A 17,426-nucleotide genomic window follows, 5' to 3' on the forward strand; every position below is an offset into this window, starting at 1 on the left:
AGCCCACATAAATTACTGCAGGATGGTTAACGTTTCGGTGCGCGCTCACGTGGCCTTTGACGGTCCCTTGCCGCTGCCGCCGGCTTTTCACGACGAGGCGCGCACAAGCCGCGCGGCGTAGAAGCCGTCGAGGCCGGACAGGCGCGGCTCCGCGCCGGGCAGTGCGTGCGGCAGGGTACGCAGGTCGCCGTCGGCGGTGATGAACTGCGCGAGCCCGCCGATCTCCTCCGCAGCGACCGGCAGGCGCGTGAAGTCGCGATGGCGGTCGAGGAAGGCCGCGACCTGGCGCTCGCCCTCTTCCGGCTCGAGCGAGCAGGTGCAGTAGACGAGCCGCCCGCCCGGCCGCACGAGGCTTGCGGCCTTGTCGATCAGCTGCGCCTGCAGCTGCGCGAGCGAGGCGATATCGTCCTCGCGCTTGGTCCAGGCGACGTCCGGGTGGCGGCGCAGGGTGCCGGTCGCCGAGCACGGCGCGTCGAGCAGCACGGCATCGGCCGGCGGCACATCGAGGGCCAGCGCGTCGGCGGCCAGGGCCTCGACGGCAAGCGACAGGCGCCGCATGTTCCCGGCGAGCCGCTCCAGGCGCTCGGGCGAGCGGTCCACGGCGAGCACCGAGGCACCGGCGGCCGCGAGCTGCGCCGTCTTGCCGCCCGGCGCGGCGCAGAGGTCGATGACGCGCTCGCCTGCCTTGGGGGCGATGAACCGCGCCGGCAGGGCCGCGGCGGCGTCCTGCACCCACCATGCCCCTTCGGCATAGCCCGGCAGGTCCGGCACGGGCACGCGCTGCGGCAGGCGCAGCGAGCCGGTGGGCAGGATGTGGGCGCCGAGCGTCTCGGCCCAGCCCGGGAGGTCGTCCTTGACCGAGATGTCGACGGCGGCCTCGTGGCGGTTGGCGGCGGCGATGGCGTCGGCAATCGCCTCGCCATAGGCCGCCACCCAGCGGCGGTGCAGCCAGTCGGGCGTATCGATGCGCGGCGCCTCGCCGGCCGCCAGGATCTCGGCCCGCGCGCCTGCCACACGCCTCAGTACGGCGTTGACGAGCTTGGCATAGGGGAAGGCGCGCTTGTCCGCCCGCGCCTGGCGCACGGCGAGGTCGACCGCCGCATGGTCGGGCACGTCGAGGAAAAGGAGCTGCGCTGCACCGCCGATGAGGATCGCCTCGAGAAGCCCGGCATTGCGCGGCAGGCCGCGTTCGAGGAAGCGCTTGAGGCCGAGGCGGATGGTGCCGAGGCGCCTCAAGGCGACGGTGGCGATGGCGCGAGCGAGCGCCCGGTCGCGCGGCCCGGCCTCCTCGTGGCGCGCGGCGAGCCGCTCCAGCGTCTCGTCGAGGGGCGCGCGCTGGCGCAGCACCGCATCGAGCGCTTCGGCGGCGATGACGCGTGCGGCGAGGCCCGCCGGCTGGGCGGGCCTCGTGCGCGCGTTGCGGGGGTGACGGGCGGGTTTCAGCGCTCAGCCCCACGGTCCGCGGGGCCGCTGGCCGCCGCCCCACGGGCCGCGCGGCACGTCCCCGCCGGTCGGCGCCGGGCGCGAGAAGCCGCCGGCCGAGCCCAGCCCCATGCGGCGGGCGAGGTCGGTGAGGGCGGCGATGCGGTTCTCCGTCGCCGGATGGGTCGAGAACAGGTTGTCCATGTTGCGGCCGCTGAGCGGGTTGACGATGAAGAGCGGCGCGGTGGCCGGATGGCTCTCGGCGCTCTCGTTGGGGATGTGCTCGACGCCGCGGGCGATCTTGCCGAGCGCGCCCGCCAGCCACAGCGGGTTGCCGCAGATCTCGGCGCCGATTCGATCCGCTTCATACTCGCGCGAGCGGCTGATGGCCATCTGAATGATCATCGCGGCGATGGGCGCGAGCACGACGAGCAGGATGGTGCCGATGATGCCGCCGCCGTTGTTACGGTTGCCGCCGCCGAAGAAGAGGCCGAACTGGGCGATGGTCGAGATGGCGCCGGCGATGGTCGCCGTGATCGTCATCGTCAGCGTGTCGTGGTTCTTGATGTGGGCGAGCTCGTGCGCCATCACGCCCGCCAGCTCCTCATAGGAGAGCGTGCGCAGGATGCCGGTCGTCGCCGCCACGGCGGCATTCTCCGGGTTGCGGCCGGTGGCGAAGGCATTCGGCTGGGGATTGTCGATGAGGTAGACGCGCGGCATCGGCAGGCCGGCGCGCTGGCTGAGCTCCCGCACCATGCGCACGAGCTCGGGCGCCGTGCGCTCGTCGACCTCCTGCGCGCCATGGGCGGCGAGCGCCAGGCGGTCCGAGTTCCAGTAGCTGAAGATGTTCATCGCCGCGGCGAGGCCGAGCGCGACGAGCATGCCGCCCGTGCCGCCGATGAGAAAACCGACGACGCCGAACAGCGCCGTGAGCGCCGCCAGCAGCAGGCCGGTTTTGAAGTAGTTCATCCTTTCCCTCCGTCCGGCACCGGCGTCGCCGATTTGCCGGTGCCAATCGCCGAAATCCCCCTATATGTGGGGGGAGGGCGGCCGGCGCCGCAAGAGGACGCCGCAGGACATGCGGCGCAGGCGCCGCCGCGATCGCGTGGAGAATGGCGATGGAAACGACGAAGCCGGCCGGGGAACCGGCGAGCGACACCCTTCCCGGGGCGGCGCCCGGCAAGGCCCTGAGCCCGGCTGCGCGCCGGGCGCTGGAGGAGGCGGCGGCGCGTCGGTCCGAGATCGACGCCCGCACGCGCGACCTGACGCGGCAGCGCGAGGTCAACGGCCGCGACGGGCCGGAGCCGGTGCGCTACAGCGATTGGGAGCGCAGGGGCATCGCCACGGACTTCTGAGGCGGCACGCATAGTCTCCCGCTACGATTGTTGCGTTGCAGCAACAGGCGCCGGTCTGCGATGTAGCTGGCGGCCTTGATTGATGCAGCTCAAATTGGCCGCCGGGGTGCGGGCGCAGATTGCCGGCCGAAGCGGGGTCGTTGTGGCCCCGCCTGTCGTCCGGGGCTGCCATGACACGCTTCTTTTCCACGCGCATTCTGTCGACCGTTTTCATCGCCGGGACCGCCATCCTGTCGGCCTTTTCGGCCGGCGCTGCCGATCTGCCGCGCCCGGCCCCCGCGCCGGGCGCCCCCGTGCTCGACGACTGGAGCCCCTGGATGATCCGCGTGCGTGCGCTCGGCGTCATTCCGGACGAATCGTCGTCGCTGAAGCTCAACGGCCTGCGCATCGGCGGCGATAAGGTGTCGGTCAGCAACTCGGTCGTGCCCGAGCTCGATATCACCTATTTCCTGACCAAGAACATCGCGGTGGAGCTCATCCTCGGCACCACGCCGCACAACATCCGCGCGGGCGGCTCCATCGCTGGGCTCGGGCCGATCGGGCGGGTGTGGCTGCTGCCGCCGACGCTGACGCTGCAGTATCACGTCGACCTTACCGACCGCATCAAGCCCTATGTCGGCGCCGGCGTGAACTACACGATCTTCTACAATGAGAAGGCACGCGGCGTGTTCTCCAGCCTCAGCGTCGAGAACACCTTCGGCCTGGCGCTGCAGGCCGGCGTCGACGTCATGATCGACCGGCACTGGGGCGTGAACCTCGACGTGAAGAAGATCTTCCTCGAGCCGAAGGTCAAGGCGAACATCCCGGACGTCGGCCTCGTCACCGGCAAGGTGAAGCTCGACCCGTGGCTCGTCGCCGCCGGCGTCACCTACCGCTTCTGAGGCCCCTCCGGTGGAAAGCGAGAGGGCCCTTCAGGCTCCAATCCTGCCCGGCGTGCGCCGCGCTGGATCGTCTCCACCATTATCCGCGTCGTCCAGGCTGTGCATGCACTCATGCGCAGTCTGACATCTGACCTATATAGAGGATGATATTCTCATAATCCTCAGGTCGGGTTATAAGAGGGGGATGAGATGCCCATCACCTCTTCCCCTTCTCGCCTTTGCGGCCGGCCTCGGTGCTGCTTCGCTCACCGGGCAGGGGCCAAACGAGACCGTCGCCGCCGGTGCGGCGCAGGCGGGGCCGCACCTGGCCGGTGCCGTGCCGGGCGCCTTCAAGGCCGAGGTCGTGCGCGTCATCGACGGTGACACGCTCGAGGCGCGCGTCGCGGTCTGGCCGGGACAGGAGATCGTGACCAGGGTGCGCCTCGCCGGCATCGACGCCCCCGAAGTGGACGGACGGTGCGCGGCCGAGAAGCAGGCGGCATCGGCAGCGCGCGAGGCTCTGGCGCGTCTTGTCGGCGATGGCGCGGTCGTCCTGTCCGAGGTCCGGCCGGACAAGTATTTCGGCCGCGTCGTTGCCCGGGTCGCCGATGCTGCTTGGCGGGACGTGGGACAGCTCATGCGCGAGGCCGGCCACGCCCGCGCCTATGACGGCGGGCGGCGTGCGTCGTGGTGCGAGGCCCTGGAGACGCGCCGCCCGCCGGGCCTCACCCCAGCGCCGCGTGAATGAAGGCGACACGCTCCGCGACCGGCAGCCGCGGCACCGTGACGAGATCGTAGCCCGCCTCGCCATAGGTCCTGACCATGGCGGCATGGGTGCGTTCCGCCTCCTCCAGCGTCTGCCGCCGCTCGGCATCCTGCGTGAAGATCTCCGGCCACGGCGGGCAGATGAAGACGCGCCGGTTGTAGCGGCAGCGTGCGATGGCCCGGCCGAGATGCGCCGACCGGGCGATGCCGACAAGGTCGAGATAGCCGGCGATGTCGGGAATGCCACGGTCGACGAAGACCGGGCCATCCCCGTTCAGATGGCAGCGATGGGCGGCGAGGTCGTGCGCCAGCATGAGCTCGGCGTAGAGCGTCGGGTCCACGGACGGCAGGGCCCGCCCGCCGATCGCTTGCTGGTCGCGGATGATGGCGCGGCCGGCCTCGGGCGAGACCGTATGGCCCGCCGCCGCGAGCGCGGCAAGAAGGGTCGTCTTGCCGGCGCCGGGCCCGCCGGTGAGCACGAAGAAGCGATCGGTGGCGTCGTTCGCCATGGCAGTCCTCATGGATGACAGGGGAAATGGCGCGCACGCGCGCCACGGCGGCGCCGCGCCGGGTTGAGCAATGTCGGGGGAGAGACGCAAGACTACGGCGTTTGCGCCGGGCGGGGCAAGCCCGCCGCCACAGGAAATCCGTCTTGAAAACTCGCCCTGAAAATTCGTTCTGAAAATTCGTCCTGGCGGCGAAGCGTGATTCACTTTCCGCGCAAAGGCTATAACGTGCGCCGACTCGGGTGATGAGGGGACGGCATGGTGACGCGCGAGGCTGAAGGGGTGGACAAGCGGCTCGATGCGGCGCGGCGGCTGCTGCGGCACGTCGGTGACAGGCTGGGCGCCGACCTGTCCGTCAGGCTGTGGAACGGTGAGACGATCCCGCTCGGGCCCAAGGCGAACGGCGATCTCGTCTTCTCCATCGCGGCGCCGGAGGCCGTGACCCGCCTCGTGCGCTCGCCCCGGCTGACGACGCTGGTCGAGCTCCTGGCGGCCGGCGACATCGACCTGCACGGCGGCACGCTGCTCGACGTCGCGGCGCGTCGCGGCGAGGCCAATACCAAGGGCCTCCTGAAGCGGCTCGACAAGGGGCTTCTCATTCGCTCCCTGCTGCCGTTCCTCTTCGGCCGGGCGCACAAGCCGGCCGGGAGCCATGCCTATCAGGGCGCCCAGGTCGACAAGGACGCCGCCGGCCGCGACAACAAGGCCCTCGTGCAGTTCCACTACGACCTGTCGAACGCCTTCTACGGCCTCTTCCTCGATCCCGAGATGCAATATTCCTGCGCCTATTTCCCGCGCTGGGACGCCGGCATCGAGGAGGCGCAGAAGGCCAAGCTCGACATGATCTGCCGCAAGCTGCGGCTGAAGGAGGGCGAGCGCTTCCTCGACATCGGCTGCGGCTGGGGCGGCCTCGTCTGCCACGCGGCGCAGCATTACGGCGTCACGGCGCACGGCGTGACGCTGAGCGAGGCGCAGCTCGCCTTCGCGAAGGAGAAGATCGCCCGCCTCGGCCTTCAGGACCGGGTGACGGTGGAGCTGAAGGATTACCGCGAACTCACCGGCAGCTTCGACAAGATCGCCTCCATCGGCATGTTCGAGCATGTGGGGCTCGACAACCACGGCGCCTATTTCACCAGGATGCGCGAGCTCCTGCGCCCGCGCGGCCTCCTCCTCAACCACGCCATCACGCGCCCGGCCAAGAAGTCGGCCCGCGCCTTCCGCAGGAAGCGGCCGGAATATGCGGCCATCGTCAACTACATCTTCCCGGGTTCGGAGCTCGACCACATCGGCGGCTCGGTGACGAGCCTCGAGCGCTACGGCTTCGAGGTGCACGACGTCGAGGCCTGGCGGGAGCATTATGCGCGCACGACGCGGCTGTGGTGCGAGCGCCTCTACGCCAACCGCGAGGCGGCCGAGCGCGAGGTGGGGGCGGCGAAGACGCGGCTGTGGCTGCTCTACCTTGCCGGCGTCTCGCTCGGTTTCGAGCGCGGCACCATCGGCATCTTCCAGACGCTCGCCTCCCGCCGCGCCAAGGGCCCGTCGGGCCTGCCCCCGACGCGCGAGGACCTTTACCGGTAAGGCCGCTGCGAGCGCACTCGTTGCCCGAACGCATCGAGCGCGAGCGGAATGCGACCTCCCCACCCGTCCTGGCCAGGCTCGTCCCGGCCATCCATGCCCTTCAGTCTGGTGCCGGCGTCACCGGCGTGGATGCCCGCGACGAGCGCGGGCATGACGGCAGGGCAACGGCGTGCCGGTGTTGGGCTGGGGGCCAAGCACGACCTCCCCACCCGTCATGGCCGGGCTCGTCCCGGCCATCCACGCCTTTCAGCCTGGCGCCGGCGTCACCGGCGTGGATGCCCGCGACGAGCGCGGGCATGACGCAGGGAAACGGCGTGCCGGTGTTGGGCCGGGCGCGGAGCACAACCTCTCCTCCCGTCATGGCCGGGCTCGTCCCGGCCATCCACGCCTTTCAGCCTGGCGCCGGCGTCACCGGCGTGGATGCCCGCGACGAGCGCGGGCATGACGCAGGGAAACGGCGTGCAGGTGTCGGGCTGGGGGCCGAGCACGACCTCCCCACCCGTCCTGGCCGGGCCCGTCCCGGCCATCCACGCCTTTCAGCCTGGCGCCGGCGTCACCGCGTGGATGCCCGCGACGAGCGCGGGCATGACGCAGGGAAACGGCGTGCAGGTGTCGGGCTGGGGGCCGAGCACGACCTCCCCACCCGTCCTGGCCGGGCTTGTCCCGGCCATCCACGCCTTTCGACTCCGCTCCAGCGTCACCGCGCGGATGCCCGCGACAAGCGCGGGCATGACGGTGGAGGGGGCGGAACGGGACGGGGAGCGTCGGCCTGCGCCGGGCGCTTCGGCGGCACCCGGCCGCTATGGCAGCACCACCACCGGCGTGCCGACGGCGACGCGCTCGAAAAGGTCGATGATATCGGCGTTGTGCATGCGGATGCAGCCGTAGGACGCGAACCGGCCGATGGAATCGGGCCGGTTGGTGCCGTGGATGGCGTATTCGTCGCCGGTCAGCGTCAGGGCCCGCTCACCCATCGGGTTCTGCGGCACGCCGCCGGGGATGACGTCCGGCAGGTGCGGGTTGTCGCGCTTGACCTCGGCGGGCGGCGACCAGGCCGGCCTGACGTATTTGCCGTCGATACGGGCGATGCCGCGCCATTGCTTGCCCGGCTTGCCGACGGCGACCGGATAGCGCAGTGCGACGCCCTCGCCGGCGACGAAATAGAGCCGGCGCTCCTTGGTGCGCACCACCACCGTGCCCGGCGCGTAGCCGGAGAAGGACACGATCTCCCGGCTCTTTGCCGGCGCCGCCAGAAGGGCGAACGCGACCGAGGCCGCGCTCGCCGCCATCACAATCTTCATCGTCGCCACCCTGTTCGTCTTCTCGCGAACGTCGGTGGCGATTGAAGCCTCACGGCGGTGAACAGGCTCTTGCCGGAAAACGGCTTTCGGCCGCGAGGGTGAACGGCCGGTTACGTCCGCTGGTTGACGCCGATGAGGATCAGGGCGCCCGTACCGAAGAAGAGGACGAGCACGGCGAGCCCCGCCGTCTGCGTGCCGCTCGCCTGCGTGGCGATGGCGACCATGGTCGGCGCGAGGAAGGACGTGACCTTGCCCGACAGCGCGAAGAGGCCGAAGAACTCGCCCGCGCGCCCTTGCGGCGCGAGGCGCACGAGGAGGCTGCGCGAGGCCGCCTGCATGGGTCCCGCCACGAGCCCGATGAGGAGCCCGAGCCCGAGATAGACCTTCTCCGGCAGGCTCGCATAGAGCCCGTCGCCCGGCTGCGGCGGCTCCGCCGGCACGATGAAGAGGATGCGGTCGCTCGACAGCGACAGGATGCCGATGCAGCAGGCGATGAGGACGCTGAGCGCGCCGAGGATGACCGGCTTCGAGCCGATGGCGTCGTCGAGGCGCCCGCCGACGAAGGCGCCGATGGTGCCGGTGATGGTGAGCAGGATGCCGAAGATGCCGATCTCGATGGTGCCCCAGCCGAAGACGCCGGCCGCGTAGATGCCGCCGAAGGCGAACAGCGCCACGAGCCCGTCCTGGTAGACCATGTTGGCGAGGAGGAAGCGCATGACCGAGCCGTGCCGCCTCGCATGGGCAATCGTGTCGGCGAGCGCGCGCACGCCCCGCCCGGCCGCCTCGCGCAGCGAAGCTCCCGTTGCCGGGACGTCCGGCGTCAGCAGGAACATGGGCATGACGAAGACGACGAACCACAGCGCCGTCAGCGGCCCCGCCGCCCGGTCGCCTGCGGCGGTCGCCGGATCGAGGCCGAAGAGCGGGACGAGGCCCAGGAGCGTGCGCCCGGTCTCCGGGCTCGCGGCGAGGAAGCCGAGCGTGACGACGAGCGAGATCAGCCCGCCGACATAGCCGGTGGCCCAGCCGGTGCCGGACAGGCGCCCGAGCTTCTCCGGCGGCACGAGGCGCGGCATCATGGAATTGTTGAACACCGTCGCGAATTCCGCCCCGATCGTGCCGATGGCGAAGGCGACGAGGGCGAGCGGCACGGCGAAGGGCACGCCCGGCGCGGCCCACCACAGGGCCGCGCTGGCGAGCGCCATCATGGCGCCGAAGGCGGCGATCCACGGCTTCTTCGGCCCGCTCGCATCGGCAATCGCCCCGAGGACGGGGGAGGCAAGGGCGATGGTGAGCCCCGCAAGGCCCGTCGCATAGCCCCACAGCGCCTGCCCCTCGGCCGGGTTGGCGGCGAGGCGCGCGGCGAAATAGGGCGCGAACACGAAGGTCGTGATCAGCGTGAAGAAGGGCTGGCAGGCCCAGTCGAAGAAGAGCCAGGCGACGACCGAGCGCCGGGGCGGATAGGCCGCGGCAAGGCTCGGCTCGGGCGGCGCGTCGGTCGTCACGGCGGTCATCAGCGCTCCAGGATGGTGCTGTCGGGCGCCAGCCGGTCCTGCCAGCCGTGGCGCACGAGTTCGGGATCGAGGTGTTCCTCGCAAGGATAGCCGACGCACAGATAGCCGATGAAGCGCCAGTGTGCCGGCACGTCGAGCGCCGCCGTCAGCTCGCCGGGATCGAGGATCGAGATCCAGCCGACGCCGAGCCCGGCTGCCCGCGCCGCGAGCCAGAAGGTATGGATCGCGGTGACGACGGAATAATGCAATGTCTCCGGCATGGTGCGCCGGCCGAGGCCGTGACCGGTGTCGGCCCCCTCGTCGCAGAAGGCGGCGATGTGCACCGGTGCTTCCGCGAGGCCTTCCAGCTTCAGCCGGGTGTAGAGCTGCGCCCGCTCGCCGGCATAGTCCGAAAGGGCCTCGGCGTTGCAGCGCTCGAAATTGGTGCGCACCGCCGCCCGCCGGGACGGTTCGTCGACCATGACGAAGCGCCACGGCTGCGCATTGCCGACGGACGGCGCCTGCGCGGCGAGCGCGAGGAGGGCGCTGATCGCGTCCCTGTCGACGGGCGTCGGGAGGAAACGGCGCACGTCGCGCCGCCAGGCGACGAGTTCCGCGAGGCGGGCGCGAAAGGCCGCATCGAACACCGGCGGCGCGAAGCCGCCGGTGCCATGGCCCGCATCAGCCACGGGCGAGATCGCCGAGCAGGCTTGCCGCCACCGTCAGCTTCGACAGCGTCAGCCCGGAGGCGGCGATGGTCTCGACGGTGTTGCGGATGCGGGTGACCTCGCTGCCGCGGCGCTCCTCCCACGCCTCGATGGCCTGCGGCCCGGAGCCGTCGGCGACGATCTCGGCCGTCAGGCGGCGGTGAGCGTCGGACAGGCCGTCGATGGCCCGGTCGAGCGCCAGGCGGTCGTAATAATCGGCCACCTTGATCTCCCGTCCCTGCGCGGCGAGCGCCCCGAGCCGGAAGATGCCCTCCACGGCGAAATGCGTGGCGGCCACGTCGCGCACCGGCCGGCCGGCGAGCGTGGCGACCCTGACGATGTCGGGGCCTTCCGCGAGCACGGGCAGCGCCGCGAGGCGTCCCGCGAGCTCCTCCGGCACGCCCTGGGCCACGAGCGCCTCGGCGCGCTCCCTGAGCCCCTCCCGCGCAGCGGCGGGCAGGATGGCGTCGAGATAGGCCGCGATCTCGGCCAGCCCGTCGCGGTAGCGCGCCACGACGGCATCGAGATCCTCGCCGGCGAGATCGACATTGCGGATGAACCAGGCGAGCTGGCCGATCAGCATGTCCTGCAGCTCGCCGTAGAGCCTGAGCTGCAGCGCCCCGCTGACCTTGCCGTCGAGGGCATCGATAGCGGCGTTGAGCTCGGTGAGGCCGAAGGCGTCGCGCGTCGCTGCATAGGCCGTGGCGATCGCCGGCGCGTCGGCGCCCGTCTGGTCGGCGAGCTTCGTGACGATGGTCGGCCCGCCGCGGTTGACGATGGCGTTGGCGAGCTGCGTCGCGATGATCTCGCGCCTCAGGCGATGGCCTTCCACCGCATCGGGGAAGCGCTCGCGCACCGGCCCCGGCATGTAGCGCGCCAGCTCGCGGGCAAGATACGGCTCGTCCGGCACGGTGCTGTCGAGCAAGGCGTCGTGCAGGGCGAGCTTGGCATAGGCGAGAAGCACGGCGAGCTCCGGCCGCGTCAGGCCCTCGCCGCGCTGCTCGCGCTCGGCGAGGTTCGTATCGTCCGGCAGGTTCTCGACCGTGCGGTCGAGCCGGCCGTGCTGTTCGAGCACCTGCATCAGGCGGCGCGCAAAGCCGATCTCGCCCACCCCGTGCCGCTCGGCCAGCGACAGGGCGAGCGTCTGCAGGTAGTTGTTGCGCAGCACGAGCGCCCCGACCTCGTCGGTCATCTCGGCGAGGAGGGCGTTGCGCGCCTCGCTCGTCAGGCGGCCGTCGCGCTCGGGCTGGCTGAGCGCGATCTTGATGTTGACCTCGACGTCCGACGTGTTGACGCCGGCCGAGTTGTCGATGGCGTCGGTGTTGAGCCGGACGCCCCGCCGCGCCGCCTCGATGCGCCCGCGCTGGGTCGCGCCGAGATTGGCGCCCTCGCCGACGACGCGGGCGCGGATCTCGCCGCCCGTGATGCGGATGGCGTCGTTGGCGCGGTCGCCGACGTCCTCGTTGTCCTCCTCCTGCGAGCGCACATAGGTGCCGATGCCGCCGAACCAGAGCAGGTCGACGCGCGCCTTGAGGATGGCGTTCATCACCTCGCTCGGCGTCGCGCTCTCCTTGTCGAGATCGAGCAGGGTGCGTATCTGCGGCGAAAGCGGGATGGCCTTGAGCGAGCGCGAGAAGACGCCGCCGCCCTCGGAGATCAGGCTCTTGTCGTAGTCCTGCCAGCTCGAGCGCGGCAGGTCGAACAGCCGCTTGCGCTCGGCCCAGGACGCGGCCGGGTCGGGATCGGGGTCGATGAAGATGTCGCGGTGGTCGAAGGCGGCGACCACCTTCAAGGCCTGCGACAGCAGCATGCCGTTGCCGAAGACATCGCCGGACATATCGCCGACACCGACGACCCTGACGGGCTCGCTCCCGATGTCGATATCCATCTCGCGGAAGTGGCGCTTTACCGCTTCCCAGGCGCCGCGGGCGGTGATGCCCATGCCCTTGTGGTCGTAGCCGTGGCTGCCGCCGGAGGCGAAGGCGTCGCCCAGCCAGTGGTGATGGGCCTCGGAAAGACCGTTGGCGATGTCGGAGAAGGTGGCCGTGCCCTTGTCGGCGGCGACGACGAGATAGGGGTCGTCGCCGTCATGGCGCACGGTGTCGGCCGGCGGCACGATGGTTTCGCCGTCGAGATTGTCGGTCAGGTCGAGCAACGTGCCGACGAAGATCTTGTAGGCCTCGGTGCCCTCGGCGAGCCACGCCTGCCGGTCGCCCGGCGGCGGCAGGCGCTTGGGCACGAAGCCGCCCTTGGCGCCGACGGGCACGATGACGGCGTTCTTCACCTGCTGCGCCTTGACGAGCCCGAGCACCTCGGTGCGGAAGTCCTGCGGCCGGTCCGACCAGCGCAGGCCGCCGCGCGCCACCTTGCCGAAGCGCAGGTGCACGCCCTCGACGCGCGGGCTGTAGACGAAGATCTCGTAGAGCGGGCGCGGCAGCGGCAGGCCGTCGACGCGGGCGCATTCGAACTTGAAGGCGATGGGGTCGCGCGTCTGCCCGTCCGGCCCGAGCTGGAAGAAGCTGGTGCGCACCGCGGCTTCCATCAGATTGACGAAGCGGCGCAGGATGCGGTCGTCGTCGAGGCTCGTGACCGCGGCCAGCATCTCCTCGATCCTGGCGCGCTCGGCTGCGCAGTCTTCGGCGCGCGACGCCTCTTCGCCGCGCGGGTCGAAGCGGGCGTAGAACAGGCGGATGAGTGCGAGCGCGATCTGCGGCTGGCGGGCGAGCGCGGCGGCGATGTAGTCCTGGTCGTAGGGGATGCCGATCTGCTGCATGTAGCGGCCGAAGGCGCGCAGCATGGCGACGTCCCGCCAGTTGGCCCCGGCCTCCAGAACGAGCGCGTTGAAGCCGTCCGATTCGGCGCCGTCGCGGAAGACGGCCATGAGGGCGGCTTCCAGCGGGCGCTCGAGCCCGGCGATGTCGATCGGCCCGCCGGCGCTGCGCTCCAGCGCCATGTCGTGCAGCCACACCTGCGCGCTCTTGGGCTCGCCTTCCGGCAGCACGCGATAGGTGCGCTCGTTGACGACGCGGAAGCCGAAGCGCTCCAGCATCGGCACGCGCTGCGACAGCGGCATCGGGGCGCCGCGGGCGAAGACCTTCAGGTTGGCCCGCTCCTCGCCGTCGCCCTCGCGCCGGTAGAGGTCGACCGCCCGCGGCCGCTTGTCGGACAGCCGCTCGAGGATGCCGATGTCCTTGAGCACCGCCTCGCCGGAGAAGGCCTCGCGGTAGGCGGCGCTGAAGGCCTCCGCATAGCGCTGGGCCGCGACGCGCGCCTTGTAGCCGCCGACGGTGTTCTCGAGCGCGCTGCGCAAAGCGTCGGCCCAGGTGCGCACGATGGCCGTGATGCCGGCTTCCAGGGTTTCGCGGCTGACGTCCGGCGTCTTGCCCTCGTCGCGGCCGATGATGTAGTGCGTGCGCGCCAACGGGCCTTCCGGATAGCTCGGATAGGCGGCGGAGACGCGCCCCTGGTAGGTCTCGGCGAGGAACTCGCCCACCCGCCGGCGCACGGACGTGTCGTAGCGCTCCTTCGGGATGAAGACGAGCACGGAGACGAAGCGGTCGAATTCGTCGAGCCGGGCGAGGGCGCGCACGCGCGGGCGCTCGGTCAGGTGCAGGATGTCGAGCGAGAAGCGGTAGAGCGTCTCGATGTCGACCTGGAACAATTCGTCGCGCGGATAGTCCTCGAGGACGTGCATGAGCGCGCGGCCGGAATAGCTCGCCGGGTCGAAGCCGGCGCGCTGGATGACCTGCGCCACCTTGTGCCTGAGGTAGGGGATGGTGCGGGTCGAGCCGGTATAGGCATTGGCCGTGAACAGCCCGACGATGCGCAGCTCGCCGGCGAGCTCGCCCTCTTCCGAGAACAGCTTGACGCCGATGTAGTCGAGATGGGCCCGGCGGTGCACCCGGCTCTTGACATTCGCCTTGGTGATGATGAGCGCCACCGGCCGGGCGAGGAAGGCCGTGATCTCGGGGCTCATGACGACGAGCTCGCGCCCGCGGCGCAGCACGCGCACCTCCGGATCGCGCAGGATGCCGAGCCCGGTGCCCTCGATCGGCGCCGAGCCGGCGTCGCCGCCGGCAAAGCCATATTCCCGGACGCCGAGAATGGTGAAATTGTCCGCCGCGATCCACTCGAGGAAGCGCACCGCCTCCGCGACTTCCTCCGCCGGCAGGGGCGGCGGGTTGATCTTGTAGGCCTCGGCGGCACCCGCGAGGCGCCCGCGCATGGCGCTCCAGTCGCGCACCGCCCGCTCGACGTCGGTATAGACCGCCTCGAGCCCCTGGGTGAGCCTCAGGCGCACCGCTTCGTCGTCGATTCGCGGCAGGTGGATGTGGATGAGGCTCTCGCGCCGCGCGCCGCGCGGCGCCCCGGCCGCCGCCTCGCCGGCAAAGCGCAGGAAGGCGCCGTCCTCCCCCCGCTCCACGGCGAGGATCGGGTGGGTGACGAGATAGGGCTCGTATCCCTGATCGACGATCTCGGCGAGCGTCGAATCGAGGAGGAACGGCATGTTGTCGTTGATGACCTCGACCACGGTGATGTCGCGGCGGTGCCCGTCGTGCTCGATCTCGTGGTCGATGAGGCGCACGTCGTGCCGGCCGGCCGGGCGCGGCTCGGTCAGGTGGCGGTAGGATGCGACGGCAAGGGCGGCGAGGCTTGCGACGGGATAGCCGGCGAGATCCTCGAGGGCGGCGCGGCCGATCAGGAGATCGACGAAGCCGGGTGGCAAGACCTCACCCATCGAATCGAGCGCTTCGTCAATGGCTTTTACCAGTCCGGCCCGTTTGTCGGCCGCAGCGAGCTCCATCATCGTCCTCCCGACAGCGTCGAAGCTGCTCATCCTTAGATCATGTCGTGGACAAATGCAGCCTTGCGGCCGACATTCTCGGCATGGCCGGACGCCGCACAGGCAATTGCGGCAGCAGGAAATGCGAAGGAGGAGACGCGCGCATGTCGAAAGTCGACCGGCAGGAGGAAAAGCCCGCCCGCCAGGACGTGGCACCGGCGCCGACGGCGCTGTCGTTGGCACCGGGGGAATTGTCGCCGCCGATGCAGGCCTATTTCGCGAAATGCGAGGAGAAGCTCGGCTTCGTGCCCAACGTCCTCGCCGCCTATGCGCACGACAATGCCAAGCTCGAAGCCTTCGCCGCCTTCTACAACGATCTGATGCTGGCGCCGTCCGGCCTCAGTAAGCTGGAGCGGGAGATGATCGCCGTCGTCGTGTCGAGCATCAACCGCTGCTACTACTGCCTAACGGCGCATGGGGCAGCGGTGCGCCAGCTCTCGGGGGATCCGGTCCTCGGCGAGATGATGGTGATGAACTACCGCGCGGCGGACCTCTCCCCGCGCCACCGGGCGATGCTGGACTTCGCCGCGAAGCTGACCGAACGGTCGCACGAGATCGGCGAAGAGGACCGGCAGGCGCTGCGCGAGGCCGGCTTCGACGACAAGGCGGTCTGGGACATCGCCGCCGTCGCGTCGTTCTTCAACATGTCGAATCGGATGGCTTCGGCCGTCGACATGCGGCCGAACCGCGAATACCACGCCGAGGCGCGTTAGAGGCAGCGGCCGCGATTCGCGGGCGGGCGCGCAAAAGAATAGGGCCGGTGCGGGGACACCGGCCCTAGTTACTCTTACACGGAACCGAGTGGTCCGGCATCTCGTCCACCCCGGGGGGCTGGGGGGCTGACTAGATCCAGGGCGGCGAGCGCCGGACCATCGAGGCAACGTCCTTTTTATCGCCCCGCACTAGGGCACCTGATTGACCGCTCTGCGGCTAAATTGTGGTTTTTCTTTCGGATTTGCCTGTATCGCTCACCGGTCCGGTCCGTGCCGCGATGAGGCTTGCGCCGGCCCGGCGGCGGTCGCATCATGACAGGCACATGACGCAGGCGGGCAGCCCGCCTGCTCTCCTCGCCAAGCCGGACGGAGGTCATGAGCGAAACGGAGACGAGCGATCCCTCTTCCGATCCCTTTCGCACCGGGGGCGGAGCGGCCGTCGTGCCCTTCACCCCCCGGCGGAAGGACCAGGGCCCTGCCCAGCCGCATGGGCACCCGATCGCGCCTGCGGCGTCCCGCGCGCCCAATGTCGTCTCGTTCGACGCGCGCGAGCTCAGGGAGATCCTCAATGTCTACGGGCGGATGGTGGCGCTCGGCGAATGGCGCGACTACGCGCTCGACTTCCTGAAGGACCGGGCGGTCTTCTCCGTCTTTCGCCGAACGAGCGAGGTGCCGCTCTACCGCATCGAGAAGGATCCGCAGCTCGCCCGCCGCCAGGGCGCCTATAGCGTGGTCTCGGCCTCCGGCCGCATCCTGAAGCGCGGGCATGACCTCGCCCGCGTGCTGCAGGTTCTCGACAAGCCCGTGCGCCTCGTGGCGCAGTAGCCGGCCTATCCCCCGTTTACAGCAGGATGAAGCTCGCACGGGCCGAGCTCGCCAGACGCAAAAAGAAACCCCGGCAAGCCGGGGTTTCTGGTTTCTTCGCTGTGCGCCCGCGCTTATTCGCGCGACTGGCCGAAGAGCTGCAGCAGCATCACGAACATGTTGATGAAGTCGAGGTACAGCATCAGCGCGCCGAGGATCGACTTGCGGGCGGCGACGTCGCCCTCGTCGAGCTCGTAGTACATCTCCTTGATGCGCTGCGTGTCCCAGGCGGTCAGGCCCGCGAAGACGAGCACGCCCACCACCGAGATGGCGAACTGCAGGGCGCTCGACTGCAGGAAGAGGTTGACCAGCATGGCGATGATGAGGCCGAAGAGGCCCATCACCAGGAAGGAGCCGATCGCCGAGAGGTTCTTCTTCGTCGTGTAGCCGTAGAGGCTCAGCGCACCGAAGGCGGCCGCCGTGATGAAGAACACGCGCACGATGGACGCGCCCGTGTAGACGAGGAAGATCGACGACAGCGACAGGCCGACGAGCCCCGCATAGACGAGGAACAGCGCCCGCGCCGTGCCCGGCTGCATGCTGGCGATGCGGAAGCTGAGGAAGAACACGGCCGCAAGCGGCGCCAGCATCACCACCCACTTCAGCGGGCTCGCGAAGAGGGCGTAGCCGAACTGCGTCAGCATGATGCCGCCGCGCATCTGCGCCACGGCCGCCGACGGGTCGTTCGTCACAGCGAGCATGAAGGTGCCGAGGGCGGCAAGGCCGGTGACGGCAAGGCCCAGCACCATGTGGTTGTAAACGCCGAGCATGAAAGCCCGCAGGCCCTGGTCGAGCTCTGCGGTCCCGGCCCGGGCGACACCCGTGCCGTAGGCATAGGTGTTGCGGTTCAGATCGGACATTTTTCCCTCTCGAAGCTAAATCACACGAACGGCGCGGCCCGGAGGCCGCACTTGCACCGAAATATGGGCTGAACGCGCCCGCCTTACAAGGCTGATTCGGTGGCCGGGCGCGGGAAAGCGGCGCCCGGGACGCTGTGACAAGAGGCCCTCGGACGAATTTCC

The 17,426-nt window shown here is 70.2% G+C and carries 15 protein-coding genes; 6 read left to right on the forward strand and 9 right to left on the reverse strand.

Annotation, left to right across the window (positions count from 1 at the left end):
* Window positions 1-87: 87 nt before the first annotated feature.
* Both GGR16_RS20640 and htpX read right to left on the reverse strand, forming a co-directional pair.
* The gene (locus GGR16_RS20640; RefSeq protein ID WP_183318078.1) at window positions 88-1,443 is read right to left on the reverse strand and encodes an RsmB/NOP family class I SAM-dependent RNA methyltransferase; all 1,356 of its coding nucleotides are present in this window, start codon (window positions 1,441-1,443) and stop codon (window positions 88-90) included.
* A 3-nt stretch (window positions 1,444-1,446) separates the two neighbouring features.
* Entirely contained in the window at window positions 1,447-2,391 is a 945-nt protein-coding gene (gene htpX, locus GGR16_RS20645) for a zinc metalloprotease HtpX (RefSeq protein WP_053193552.1), read from the reverse strand.
* A gap of 149 nt (window positions 2,392-2,540) precedes the next feature.
* On the opposite strand from htpX, the gene GGR16_RS20650 reads away from it, so the two are divergent.
* The 3 genes from GGR16_RS20650 (at window position 2,541) to GGR16_RS20660 (ending at window position 4,385) form a co-directional block, all read left to right on the forward strand.
* Window positions 2,541-2,777 (forward strand): DUF1674 domain-containing protein, encoded by a 237-nt coding sequence (locus GGR16_RS20650; protein ID WP_019402355.1) that lies wholly within the window; start codon window positions 2,541-2,543, stop codon window positions 2,775-2,777.
* 170 nt (window positions 2,778-2,947) lie between these two features.
* Window positions 2,948-3,658 (forward strand): OmpW/AlkL family protein, encoded by a 711-nt coding sequence (locus GGR16_RS20655; RefSeq protein ID WP_019402356.1) that lies wholly within the window; start codon window positions 2,948-2,950, stop codon window positions 3,656-3,658.
* 184 nt (window positions 3,659-3,842) lie between these two features.
* The gene (locus GGR16_RS20660; protein WP_183317870.1) at window positions 3,843-4,385 is read left to right on the forward strand and encodes a thermonuclease family protein; all 543 of its coding nucleotides are present in this window, start codon (window positions 3,843-3,845) and stop codon (window positions 4,383-4,385) included.
* Here the strand turns inward: GGR16_RS20660 and GGR16_RS20665 are convergent.
* Window positions 4,363-4,911, reverse strand: coding sequence for an AAA family ATPase (locus GGR16_RS20665; RefSeq protein WP_183317872.1), 549 nt, complete (start codon window positions 4,909-4,911; stop codon window positions 4,363-4,365). The genes GGR16_RS20660 and GGR16_RS20665 overlap by 23 nt on opposite strands.
* 255 nt (window positions 4,912-5,166) lie before the next feature.
* Here GGR16_RS20665 and GGR16_RS20670 point away from each other — a divergent pair, with 255 nt between their 5' ends.
* Window positions 5,167-6,486 carry an SAM-dependent methyltransferase gene (locus GGR16_RS20670; protein ID WP_183317874.1) on the forward strand — a complete coding sequence of 440 codons (1,320 nt, stop codon included), beginning with the start codon at window positions 5,167-5,169 and terminating at the stop codon, window positions 6,484-6,486.
* A 536-nt stretch (window positions 6,487-7,022) separates the two neighbouring features.
* Here GGR16_RS20670 and GGR16_RS26455 read toward each other — a convergent pair.
* From GGR16_RS26455 to GGR16_RS20690, 5 genes are all read right to left on the reverse strand, one after another.
* Complete coding sequence (locus tag GGR16_RS26455; protein ID WP_281380646.1) at window positions 7,023-7,157, reverse strand: hypothetical protein; 135 nt, start codon at window positions 7,155-7,157, stop codon at window positions 7,023-7,025.
* A gap of 129 nt (window positions 7,158-7,286) precedes the next feature.
* Complete coding sequence (locus GGR16_RS20675; protein WP_183317876.1) at window positions 7,287-7,787, reverse strand: L,D-transpeptidase; 501 nt, start codon at window positions 7,785-7,787, stop codon at window positions 7,287-7,289.
* 110 nt (window positions 7,788-7,897) lie between these two features.
* Window positions 7,898-9,298, reverse strand: coding sequence for an MFS transporter (locus GGR16_RS20680; RefSeq protein ID WP_183317877.1), 1,401 nt, complete (start codon window positions 9,296-9,298; stop codon window positions 7,898-7,900).
* The gene (bluB, locus tag GGR16_RS20685; RefSeq protein WP_183317880.1) at window positions 9,298-9,966 is read right to left on the reverse strand and encodes a 5,6-dimethylbenzimidazole synthase; all 669 of its coding nucleotides are present in this window, start codon (window positions 9,964-9,966) and stop codon (window positions 9,298-9,300) included. Before bluB ends, GGR16_RS20680 begins: the two co-directional genes overlap by 1 nt.
* Window positions 9,959-14,821 carry an NAD-glutamate dehydrogenase gene (locus GGR16_RS20690; RefSeq protein ID WP_425486589.1) on the reverse strand — a complete coding sequence of 1,621 codons (4,863 nt, stop codon included), beginning with the start codon at window positions 14,819-14,821 and terminating at the stop codon, window positions 9,959-9,961. Before GGR16_RS20690 ends, bluB begins: the two co-directional genes overlap by 8 nt.
* A 110-nt stretch (window positions 14,822-14,931) precedes the next feature.
* Here GGR16_RS20690 and GGR16_RS20695 point away from each other — a divergent pair, with 110 nt between their 5' ends.
* Together GGR16_RS20695 and GGR16_RS20700 are read left to right on the forward strand one after the other, a co-directional pair.
* Window positions 14,932-15,540, forward strand: coding sequence for a peroxidase-related enzyme (locus tag GGR16_RS20695; protein WP_019402364.1), 609 nt, complete (start codon window positions 14,932-14,934; stop codon window positions 15,538-15,540).
* Between the two features lie 375 nt (window positions 15,541-15,915).
* Complete coding sequence (locus GGR16_RS20700) at window positions 15,916-16,365, forward strand: DUF2794 domain-containing protein (protein ID WP_019402365.1); 450 nt, start codon at window positions 15,916-15,918, stop codon at window positions 16,363-16,365.
* A gap of 113 nt (window positions 16,366-16,478) precedes the next feature.
* Here the strand turns inward: GGR16_RS20700 and GGR16_RS20705 are convergent, their stop codons facing one another.
* Entirely contained in the window at window positions 16,479-17,264 is a 786-nt protein-coding gene (locus GGR16_RS20705) for a Bax inhibitor-1/YccA family protein (protein WP_019402366.1), read from the reverse strand.
* Window positions 17,265-17,426 lie beyond the last annotated feature (162 nt).

The organism is Chelatococcus caeni (assembly GCF_014196925.1).
Classification (GTDB): domain Bacteria; phylum Pseudomonadota; class Alphaproteobacteria; order Rhizobiales; family Beijerinckiaceae; genus Chelatococcus_A; species Chelatococcus_A caeni.

What these genes read in the sequence shown, in the direction of transcription:
- htpX (WP_053193552.1), bottom strand. Translation starts at nt 2,391, where the DNA reads ATGAACTACTTCAAAACCGGCCTGCTGCTGGCGGCGCTCACGGCGCTG.
- GGR16_RS20650 (WP_019402355.1), top strand. Translation starts at nt 2,541, where the DNA reads ATGGAAACGACGAAGCCGGCCGGGGAACCGGCGAGCGACACCCTTCCC.
- GGR16_RS20655 (WP_019402356.1), top strand. Translation starts at nt 2,948, where the DNA reads ATGACACGCTTCTTTTCCACGCGCATTCTGTCGACCGTTTTCATCGCC.
- GGR16_RS20660 (WP_183317870.1), top strand. Translation starts at nt 3,843, where the DNA reads ATGAGATGCCCATCACCTCTTCCCCTTCTCGCCTTTGCGGCCGGCCTC.
- GGR16_RS20665 (WP_183317872.1), bottom strand. Translation starts at nt 4,911, where the DNA reads ATGGCGAACGACGCCACCGATCGCTTCTTCGTGCTCACCGGCGGGCCC.
- GGR16_RS20670 (WP_183317874.1), top strand. Translation starts at nt 5,167, where the DNA reads ATGGTGACGCGCGAGGCTGAAGGGGTGGACAAGCGGCTCGATGCGGCG.
- GGR16_RS26455 (WP_281380646.1), bottom strand. Translation starts at nt 7,157, where the DNA reads ATGGCCGGGACAAGCCCGGCCAGGACGGGTGGGGAGGTCGTGCTCGGC.
- GGR16_RS20675 (WP_183317876.1), bottom strand. Translation starts at nt 7,787, where the DNA reads ATGAAGATTGTGATGGCGGCGAGCGCGGCCTCGGTCGCGTTCGCCCTT.
- GGR16_RS20680 (WP_183317877.1), bottom strand. Translation starts at nt 9,298, where the DNA reads ATGACCGCCGTGACGACCGACGCGCCGCCCGAGCCGAGCCTTGCCGCG.
- GGR16_RS20690 (WP_425486589.1), bottom strand. Translation starts at nt 14,821, where the DNA reads ATGAGCAGCTTCGACGCTGTCGGGAGGACGATGATGGAGCTCGCTGCG.
- GGR16_RS20695 (WP_019402364.1), top strand. Translation starts at nt 14,932, where the DNA reads ATGTCGAAAGTCGACCGGCAGGAGGAAAAGCCCGCCCGCCAGGACGTG.
- GGR16_RS20700 (WP_019402365.1), top strand. Translation starts at nt 15,916, where the DNA reads ATGAGCGAAACGGAGACGAGCGATCCCTCTTCCGATCCCTTTCGCACC.
- GGR16_RS20705 (WP_019402366.1), bottom strand. Translation starts at nt 17,264, where the DNA reads ATGTCCGATCTGAACCGCAACACCTATGCCTACGGCACGGGTGTCGCC.